A 7,870-nucleotide genomic window follows, 5' to 3' on the forward strand; every position below is an offset into this window, starting at 1 on the left:
GAAAACAACCCCATGCACAGTCGGCATGTTGGCGCGGACGACCGGCTGCGGCCGTACCGCACCCGGCGGGCCTTGCCGAGGCGCGCCGCTTGGCGATACACCGGATAGCACCATCGCTTCGCGGCGCTTCAAGACGCCCGGTTCTGACCGAGGAAATACCCGATGACCGTCCTGACCTTGCCCTGTCTGTTGTGCGTATCGGCGGGGCGACGATGAGCGGGACGGAGAGGACCGCGCCGCGCGGCGGGATCGCGCGGGTGTCGCGCCGGGTGATGAACCTCGCCTACATCCTGACCCAGAACGCCCGCCGCCACGGCGATCGCCCGGGCTTCATCTGGAACGAGAAGGCGTGGTCCTGGCGCCATATCGACCAGAACGTTTCGGCACTGGCGGCGGCGCTCGCCGCGCGCGGCATCGTCAAGGGTGACCGCATCCTGGTGCATTCCAAGAACTGCGACGAGATGTTCTGGTCGATGTTCGCGGCGTTCCGGCTCGGCGCGGTCTGGGTGCCGACCAATTTCCGCCTGATGCCGGACGAGGTCGCCTATCTGGCGGCGGCCTCCGGCGCCAAGGCGTTTCTGTGCCACGCCGATTTCCCCGAGCATGCCAAGGCGGCGGCCAATCCGGCGCTCGAATTCATCTGGCGGATCGGCGAGGAGGGCAGCTTCGGCGAGGCGACACTCGGTGACGTCATCGCCAGGCATGCGGGCGCCGTGGTCGACAATACGCCGGTCGAGTACGACGACCCCTGCTGGTTCTTCTTCACCTCCGGCACCACCGGCCGCTCCAAGGCCGCGGTCTTGACCCACGGCCAGATGGCTTTCGTCATCACCAACCATCTCGCCGATTTGATGCCGGGGACGACCGAGGACGACGCTTCGCTGGTGGTGGCGCCGCTGTCGCATGGCGCCGGCGTGCATCAGCTGGTGCAGACTGCGCGCGGCGTGCCGACCATCCTGCTGCCGTCGGAGAAGTTCGACATCGCGGAGGCGTATCGCCTGATTGCAAAGCACCGCGTCAGCAACATGTTCACGGTGCCGACCATCCTGAAGATGATGGTCGAGCATCCCGCCGCCGACCAGCACGACCATTCCTCGCTGCGCTACATCATCTATGCCGGTGCGCCGATGTATCGCGAGGACCAGAAGGCGGCCTTGGCAAAGCTCGGTGGCGTGCTGGTGCAGTATTTTGGCCTCGGCGAGGTCACCGGCAATATCACCGTGCTGCCGCCCGGCCTGCACGACCCGGAGGACGGCCCGCATGCGCGGATCGGCACCTGCGGCTTCGAGCGCACCGGCATGCAGGTCTCGATCCAGGGCGACGACGGCCGCGAGCTGAAGCCGCACGAGACCGGCGAGATCTGCGTGATCGGCCCCGGCGTGTTCGCCGGCTACTATGACAACCCAGAGGCCAATGCGAAGGCGTTTCGCGACGGCTGGTTTCGCACCGGCGACCTCGGCCACATCGACGAGGAGGGGTTCGTCTACATCACCGGCCGCGCCTCCGACATGTACATCTCGGGCGGCTCGAACATCTATCCGCGCGAGATCGAGGAGAAGCTGCTGACCCATCCCGCGGTCGGCGAGGTCGCGGTGCTTGGCGTGCCCGATCCGTTCTGGGGCGAGGTCGGTGTCGCGGTCTGTGTCGCGCGCGAGGGCGTCGATGCGGTCGCTGAAGCCGAGCTTGCTGCGTACTTGGCGCCGAAGGTGCCGCGCTACAAGATGCCGAAACGCTTCTTCTTCTGGGAGGCGCTGCCGAAGTCCGGCTACGGCAAAGTGCCGAAGCGGCTGATCCGCGACGAGCTCGAGGCGCGCGGGCTGCTCGAGGTGATCGCCAAATCGCCGGGCGCCTGAGGCATGCGCAGCATCGCCCAGCCCGGCGCTTCGCCTCCCGAGCGCATCCAATGGGTCGCCGCGTGCGGCCGCGGCTTTTCCTTCGTGCTGGAGGCCGGCATTCCCTTGCTCGAAGCCGTGCGCCGCGGCTTCGCTGCCGAAGGGTTTTCCGGCGGCGTGCTGAGCGCCAGGAGCGGCGCGCTCGGGCCGTTCGCCTATGTGATGCCGGCGCTGTCGAAGGACGGCGCCAATGCGGCGTTCTACAGCGACACGTTTCGTCCCGACGGCGTGACGCGGCTGAAGCTCGCGGCGCTGACTTTCGGCGAGCGCGACGGCGCGCCGTTCTTCCACTGCCACGGATTGTGGACCGAGGCCTGCGGCCGCAGCAATGGCGGGCACATGATGCCGGATGAGACCGTCGTCGCCGAGCCGTTCGAGGTCAGCGCGTTCGGGATCGACGGCGCGACGTTCCTGGCCGAGCCCGACAGCGAGACCAATTTCAAGCTGTTCGGTCCCGTCGCATCCGCGCCGTGCGGGGCGAAGACCACGGGCCGTGCCTTCGCGATGCGGCTGCGGCCGAACCAGGATTTCGCCGGCGCACTGGAAGGCTTTTGCCGCAAGCACGGCATCCTGCGCGCGCGGCTGCACGGCGGCGTCGGCTCGACCATCGGTGCCGTCTTCACCGACGGCCACAGCGTGGTGCCATTCGCGACCGAGCTCGCGGTGACCGCCGGCGAAATCGCGCCCGACGCCAATCGTCGGCTCCGCGCCAGCCTCGACGTCGCGCTGGTCGACTATCTCGGCGGCATTGCCGAGGGACGGCTGGTGCGCGGCGACAATCCGGTGCTGATGACGATGGAGCTGGTGCTGGAAGTGCTGGAGGAGGCGGAGCAGTTGTAGGTTACGGTTTCTCTGAGCGTCGTTCCGGCGTGTGCTGGGGTCGACATCGCCCCACGTCCTCCACTGTCGTCCCGGCGAAGGCCGGGACCCATAATCCGTGGCAGATATTGTCGAAGGGACTCGTCGTTCCGCCGTCGCGAACCAACAACCATTTGTGGTTATGGGTCCCGGCCTTCGCCGGGACGACGATGTGGCTCTTTCTCGCCCCAACTGCAAACAGCTTGTGCGGTGTCGTCACCCGCGAAAGCGGGTGATCCAGTATTCCAGAGGCGGTCATTATTGAGCCGATGGGCGCGGCGTACTGGATCGCCCGGTCGAGCCGGGCGATGACAGCAATGACGGGTGGGCAGGGCGCCCCGGAAGGTTTGCACCGTCGCGCAACCCAGCGCCAGGCCGCTCACCGCCGCTTGCGGACATGGACGTTGATGTCGAGGTCGATCGCGCTGACGTAGGTCTGCTCCGTCAGGTGCGAGCCGCCTTCGTGCCAGGAGCCCTCGCGCAGGCGGATGTCGCTGACATTGGCGAGCCGCAGGCAGCGCCATTGCGGCAGCTTGCCGGAGCTCGCGCCGGCGAACTGCCAGGCCAGCACGACCTCTTCGCCGCTCTTGTTGTGGCCGATGACGTGCGGGCACAGTTCGCGTGGCCGGCCGTCATAGACGCAGACGATCTGCTGCTCGGTGAGGATCGCGTTGCGGAAGCGGGTATAGGCCTTGCTGGGCATGAGGCATTGGGCCATCTAGGATTGTCGCGGGCGCCTATCATAAACTGATGCGCCCGCCGTTGTTTCCCCGGATCCGTGCCCATGGCCAGACGAAATCGCCCGATCAACATGCCCGCGCCGTATCTGAAACGGGTGTGGCTCGATCCGGCACGGATTCCGAACCGCCAGGCCTATCCGTTCGTGCTGCCGTTGCTGCGCGATGATTTCGAGCTGAGCTTCGAGGAGGCCATCACCATCATCGTCGGCGAGAACGGCACCGGCAAGTCGACGCTGCTGGAGGGCATCGCCGTGATGGCGGGTTATGACGACGCTGGTGGCGGCAAGGGCTATCGCGCCGTCGATCACGGCGGTGCGGTGGAGAAAATGGGCGGCTCGCTCGCGACGGCGCTGCGCGCGAGCTGGCTGCCCAAGATCACCAATGGCTGGTTCTTCCGTGCCGAGAGCTTCTTCTCGGTGGCGCGCTATCTCGATGAAGCAGCACTGGACGTCGGCGACATGCCGCCGGACTTCCTGTCCCACTCGCACGGTGAAGGTTTCCTGCGCTTCTTCGAGGAGCGCTGCCGGCGGCAGGGCATCTTCATCTTCGACGAGCCGGAATCCGCGTTGTCGCCATCGCGCCAGATCGAGTTCCTCAAACTGCTGCACCGGATGCATGGCACCGGCCATTGTCAGGTCATCATGGCAACGCATTCGCCGATCCTGATGGCTTATCCGAACGCGACGCTGCTGCGGCTGACCAAATATGGCCTCGAACCGGTGAACCTGAGGGACACCGACCATTACCGGCTGATGCGCGAGTTCTGCGACGACCCCAAGGGCTTCGTCGAGGCGGTGATCACGGAGTGAGGTGACTCGAAATCGGAGGGAACCGAACGGAACCGAAACGGCGCCCGCGTGTTACGGCTGCATGACCCGATATTTCTTCGATTATCATTGCTCGGACGGCGCTGCGACAATCGACGAAACGGGGCAGGAGCTGGACAGCCTCGACGCTGCGCGGGCCATGGCGTTGGCGGCGGCCGGCGATGCCGCGCTCGACATGTCCCGCGATGGCCAGGAGGTTCGCTTGACGATCGACGTCCGCGATGGCGTGCGCGTTGTTGCCGGCGCCACCCTTACCATTTCAACCAAGTGACCCTGCAATGCACCAACGATTGATCGCGCGCCTACAGGCGGTCACCGGCCTTTCGCAGGACGAACGCGCCGTACTCAACGCGCTTCCACATACGATCCGGACGCTCGGCGATCGCGAAAGCATCCTGAGGGAAGGTGACCGGGCGCTGAACTGCGTCGCGCTGATGAGCGGCTTTCTGTATCGCCAGAAGATCGTCGGAGATCGCAGCCAGATCCTGTCGCTGCACGTTCCGGGCGACATCCCCGACCTGATGACGTTGTATCTGCCGACCATGGACCACGATCTGATCAGCGTCGGGCAGAGCACCGTCGCGACGGTACCGCACGCGGCGCTCAAGGCGCTGTTCGACAAGCAGCCTTCACTCGTGCACACATTCTGGCGCGAAACGCTGATCGACGCCGCGATCTTTCGACATTGGGTCGGCAACCTTGGAGCGCTGGATGCCATTCGTCGCGTCGCCCAACTGTTCTGTGAGCTCGCCGTGCGTCTGGAGTTCGTCGGCCTGCTCAATCAGGACAGTTTTGCGTTCCCGCTGACACAGGCGGATATTGGATCGGCCTGCGGCCTTTCCACGGTCCATACCAATCGAACCTTGCAGGCGCTCCGGAAGCGAGGATTGCTGGAGTGGCGCGGGGAGCTGGTTTCGCTGCCGAACCGGGCGGAGCTGGAACAGCTGGCTGAATTCAATCCGGACTATTTGCAGCGAAAGGCCCAGCCCACGTAGCCGATCTTCCAACAGCGCCGTGGAGGGCTTGAAACCAGGGCCTGCGAACGACTAAATCTCCCAAAGGGGGGCGTCCTCGGGAACGGAACCTCGTCGATGACGCCACGATTTGTTTTGATCGTATTTTCAATCGCGTTCGGACTGGCTGTGATTTGTGCTGCCGTCACAACGTCCCGGCAAATTACCGCTTCTCAAACCGGCACCATCTCGCGAGCAACGTGAGCCGGCGGCTGGGCCTGACCGCGGGCCGTAAGCCAGTCAGTCATTTGGCGAGCGCGATCATGATTGTCGCAGCAGGCTTGCCTCCGGGTGAACATCGGCGGCGGCGAACTTCACTCTGGTGCAAGCAGCCGCTTTCCATCTGCTCCAGAATACCGGAACATGAACTTCGGCACGCGCTTGGCGGAAGACCGAAAACCGGGGGGACGAGATGAGGAGAGCGATCGCGGGGGCTGGCGCCGTGGTGGTGGCGTTGGCCGTGCTGGGGGCCGCATGGGCACATGGGCCGACCCGCCAGAAGGTGCGGGAATCCATCGAGATCGACGCGCCGCAGGCCAAGGTCTGGGCGGTGATCGGCAATTTCCAGGACATGAGCTGGCTTGCCGGCGTCAGCAAGACCGAGGGCGAGAAGGGCAACGAGATCGGCGCTACGCGGCGGCTGACCTTGGCGCCCGGCGTCACCATCGACGAGGAACTCTACAAATACGAGCCGGAGATGCTGAGCTATTCGTACCGGATCACCGCGGTCGACGTGAAGGTGCTGCCGGTCACCAATTATTCCTCGACGCTGACGGTGTCGCCGGCGCCCGACGGCAAGGCGAAGCTGGAATGGGCCGGCGCATTCTACCGCGGCTATCCCAACAACGACCCGCCGCCGGAGCTGAACGACGAGGCCGCCATCAAGGCGGTGAGCGGCCTTTATCGCGCGGGGCTCGAAGCGCTGAAGAAGAAGATCGAGAGCGGCACCTGATCATGCGGGTGGTCGCGCTGCTGGCGCTGCTCGCCGGGCTCGGCAGCGCGCACGCTGAAGAGGCGTTCGTCACCAACCAGCTCAGCGATGATCTCACGGTGGTCGATCTCGTGACGTCGAGGCCGGTCGCGACCATCGCGATCGGCGGCAAGCCCGCGGGCGTTGCGGTCAGCGCGGATGGCCGTTTCGCCTATGTGACGAGCCCGGATGCCAAGGCGGTCACCGTGGTCGACGCATCGGCGCGAAAGGTGGTCGGCCGGATCGATGTCGGCGGCGGCCCGCTCGGCATCGCGATCGCACCTGACGATGCGACGGTCTACGTTGCCGACTGGTACGCTGCCACGGTGCGGGTGATCGACGCCAAACAGCAGCGCGTCGTCGGCCGCATCGCGGTCGGCGCATCGCCGTCCGGGCTCGCGGTGACGCCGGACGGGCACCTGCTGCTCTCGGCGGATCGCGACGACGACAGCGTCTCGATAACAGATACGTCTGTGCACGAGCGGAGAGGGATCGTGAAGGTCGGCGCCCGTCCGTTCGGCATCACCATCGATGCCGAAGGCAAGCGCGCCTACACCGCCAATGTCGGCTCCAACGATGTCTCCGTGATCGACATCGCGACCGCCCGCGAACTCGGGCGCGTGCGTGTCGGCCTGCGGCCCTACGCGGTGGCGCTGGCACAGGGCCGCGGCTTCGTCACCGACCAGTATGACGGCAAGGTCAGCGTGTTCGACCTTACGACATTGCTGCCGTTGAAGCGGATCACGGTCGGCGACTATCCCGAAGGCATCGAGGCGACCGCGGACGGCAAGCGCATCGTGGTCGCGAACTGGGAGAGCAACACGCTGAGCGTGATCGATGCGGTCGAGCTGAAGGTCATCGGCGAGGTCAAGGTTGGGGACGGGCCGCGGGCGTTCGGCGCGTTTCTGAGGCGGACCGACTAGGGGCCGGCACGTAGGGTGGGTTAGGCGAAGCCGTAACCCACCATTCCGGTCGCAGAGACGCTGCGGGTTACGCCTTCCACCTTCGCTCGTTGAGCTGCGGTGGCCGCGGTCGGCTAACCCGCCCTACGATCTGCCTTCGTGGTAGGCTTATCAGCGACCGATCGTCGTTGTTTCATCAAGGGCAGGCCCATGACCTCATTCAAGCCTGACGGCTGGCCGTGCGTCATCCCGAGACTAGTCACCAGCGATCCCGCCGGCCTGACCGAATTCCTGCGAAGCGTCTTCGGTGCGGAAGGCGAGGTTCGCTCCGGCGCGCCAGCCGAAATCCGGATCGGGGACTCGATGCTTCTGGTCAGCGACGGCGGAGCCGTACGGGAAGCAATGCCGGGCTTTTTCTATGTCTACGTTCCGGACGCGGACGAAACCTATCAGCGCGCGGTTGCGGCAGGCGCCGAAACGATCGAGAATCCGGCGGATACGCCCTACGGTGACCGGCGGGCGATGGTTCGAGATGCCTGGGCAAACGTCTGGCAGATCGCAGCGCGCCGCGGAAGATGAGGCGCGCTTGCTGTAGCCCGCATGAGCGTAGCGATATGCGGGAGCCGACAGCGCATCCGGCCGACACCCCCGCATATCGCTACGCTCAT

9 protein-coding genes are annotated in these 7,870 nt (G+C 65.5%); 8 read left to right on the forward strand and 1 reads right to left on the reverse strand.

Annotation, left to right across the window (positions count from 1 at the left end; genetic code table 11):
• Window positions 1–212 precede the first annotated feature (212 nt).
• Together B2W55_RS20850 and B2W55_RS20855 are read left to right on the forward strand one after the other, a co-directional pair.
• A complete protein-coding gene (locus B2W55_RS20850; RefSeq protein WP_024578296.1) occupies window positions 213–1,853 on the forward strand; it encodes an acyl-CoA synthetase in 1,641 nt (546 codons plus the stop codon).
• 3 nt (window positions 1,854–1,856) lie between these two features.
• Window positions 1,857–2,732, forward strand: a complete 876-nt coding sequence (locus tag B2W55_RS20855) for a PCC domain-containing protein (protein WP_024578295.1) — start codon at window positions 1,857–1,859, stop codon at window positions 2,730–2,732.
• Between the two features lie 397 nt (window positions 2,733–3,129).
• Here B2W55_RS20855 and B2W55_RS20860 read toward each other — a convergent pair whose 3' ends face one another.
• On the reverse strand, window positions 3,130–3,468 hold the full coding sequence (locus B2W55_RS20860) for a hypothetical protein (RefSeq protein ID WP_063830178.1): 339 nt from the start codon (window positions 3,466–3,468) through the stop codon (window positions 3,130–3,132).
• 66 nt (window positions 3,469–3,534) lie between these two features.
• Here B2W55_RS20860 and B2W55_RS20865 point away from each other — a divergent pair, with 66 nt between their 5' ends.
• From B2W55_RS20865 to B2W55_RS20890, 6 genes are all read left to right on the forward strand, one after another.
• Window positions 3,535–4,299, forward strand: coding sequence for an AAA family ATPase (locus tag B2W55_RS20865; protein WP_024578293.1), 765 nt, complete (start codon window positions 3,535–3,537; stop codon window positions 4,297–4,299).
• A gap of 61 nt (window positions 4,300–4,360) precedes the next feature.
• Window positions 4,361–4,588 (forward strand): DUF6894 family protein, encoded by a 228-nt coding sequence (locus B2W55_RS20870; RefSeq protein WP_024578292.1) that lies wholly within the window; start codon window positions 4,361–4,363, stop codon window positions 4,586–4,588.
• A 7-nt stretch (window positions 4,589–4,595) separates the two neighbouring features.
• Window positions 4,596–5,312: a Crp/Fnr family transcriptional regulator gene (locus B2W55_RS20875; protein WP_024578291.1), complete on the forward strand. Its 717-nt coding sequence runs from the start codon at window positions 4,596–4,598 to the stop codon at window positions 5,310–5,312.
• Between the two features lie 430 nt (window positions 5,313–5,742).
• Window positions 5,743–6,282, forward strand: a complete 540-nt coding sequence (locus B2W55_RS20880; protein ID WP_024578290.1) for an SRPBCC family protein — start codon at window positions 5,743–5,745, stop codon at window positions 6,280–6,282.
• 2 nt (window positions 6,283–6,284) lie between these two features.
• Window positions 6,285–7,223: a cytochrome D1 domain-containing protein gene (locus B2W55_RS20885; RefSeq protein ID WP_024578289.1), complete on the forward strand. Its 939-nt coding sequence runs from the start codon at window positions 6,285–6,287 to the stop codon at window positions 7,221–7,223.
• Window positions 7,224–7,412: 189 nt separating this feature from the next.
• Window positions 7,413–7,781 (forward strand): VOC family protein, encoded by a 369-nt coding sequence (locus tag B2W55_RS20890; RefSeq protein WP_024578288.1) that lies wholly within the window; start codon window positions 7,413–7,415, stop codon window positions 7,779–7,781.
• The last annotated feature ends 89 nt before the right edge of the window (window positions 7,782–7,870 follow it).

It is taken from the genome of Bradyrhizobium sp. UBA2491 (assembly GCF_002341725.1).
Taxonomy (GTDB): domain Bacteria; phylum Pseudomonadota; class Alphaproteobacteria; order Rhizobiales; family Xanthobacteraceae; genus Bradyrhizobium.

What these genes read in the sequence shown, in the direction of transcription:
- B2W55_RS20865 (WP_024578293.1), top strand. Translation starts at nt 3,535, where the DNA reads ATGGCCAGACGAAATCGCCCGATCAACATGCCCGCGCCGTATCTGAAA.
- B2W55_RS20870 (WP_024578292.1), top strand. Translation starts at nt 4,361, where the DNA reads ATGACCCGATATTTCTTCGATTATCATTGCTCGGACGGCGCTGCGACA.
- B2W55_RS20860 (WP_063830178.1), bottom strand. Translation starts at nt 3,468, where the DNA reads ATGGCCCAATGCCTCATGCCCAGCAAGGCCTATACCCGCTTCCGCAAC.
- B2W55_RS20850 (WP_024578296.1), top strand. Translation starts at nt 213, where the DNA reads ATGAGCGGGACGGAGAGGACCGCGCCGCGCGGCGGGATCGCGCGGGTG.
- B2W55_RS20875 (WP_024578291.1), top strand. Translation starts at nt 4,596, where the DNA reads ATGCACCAACGATTGATCGCGCGCCTACAGGCGGTCACCGGCCTTTCG.
- B2W55_RS20890 (WP_024578288.1), top strand. Translation starts at nt 7,413, where the DNA reads ATGACCTCATTCAAGCCTGACGGCTGGCCGTGCGTCATCCCGAGACTA.
- B2W55_RS20855 (WP_024578295.1), top strand. Translation starts at nt 1,857, where the DNA reads ATGCGCAGCATCGCCCAGCCCGGCGCTTCGCCTCCCGAGCGCATCCAA.
- B2W55_RS20885 (WP_024578289.1), top strand. Translation starts at nt 6,285, where the DNA reads ATGCGGGTGGTCGCGCTGCTGGCGCTGCTCGCCGGGCTCGGCAGCGCG.
- B2W55_RS20880 (WP_024578290.1), top strand. Translation starts at nt 5,743, where the DNA reads ATGAGGAGAGCGATCGCGGGGGCTGGCGCCGTGGTGGTGGCGTTGGCC.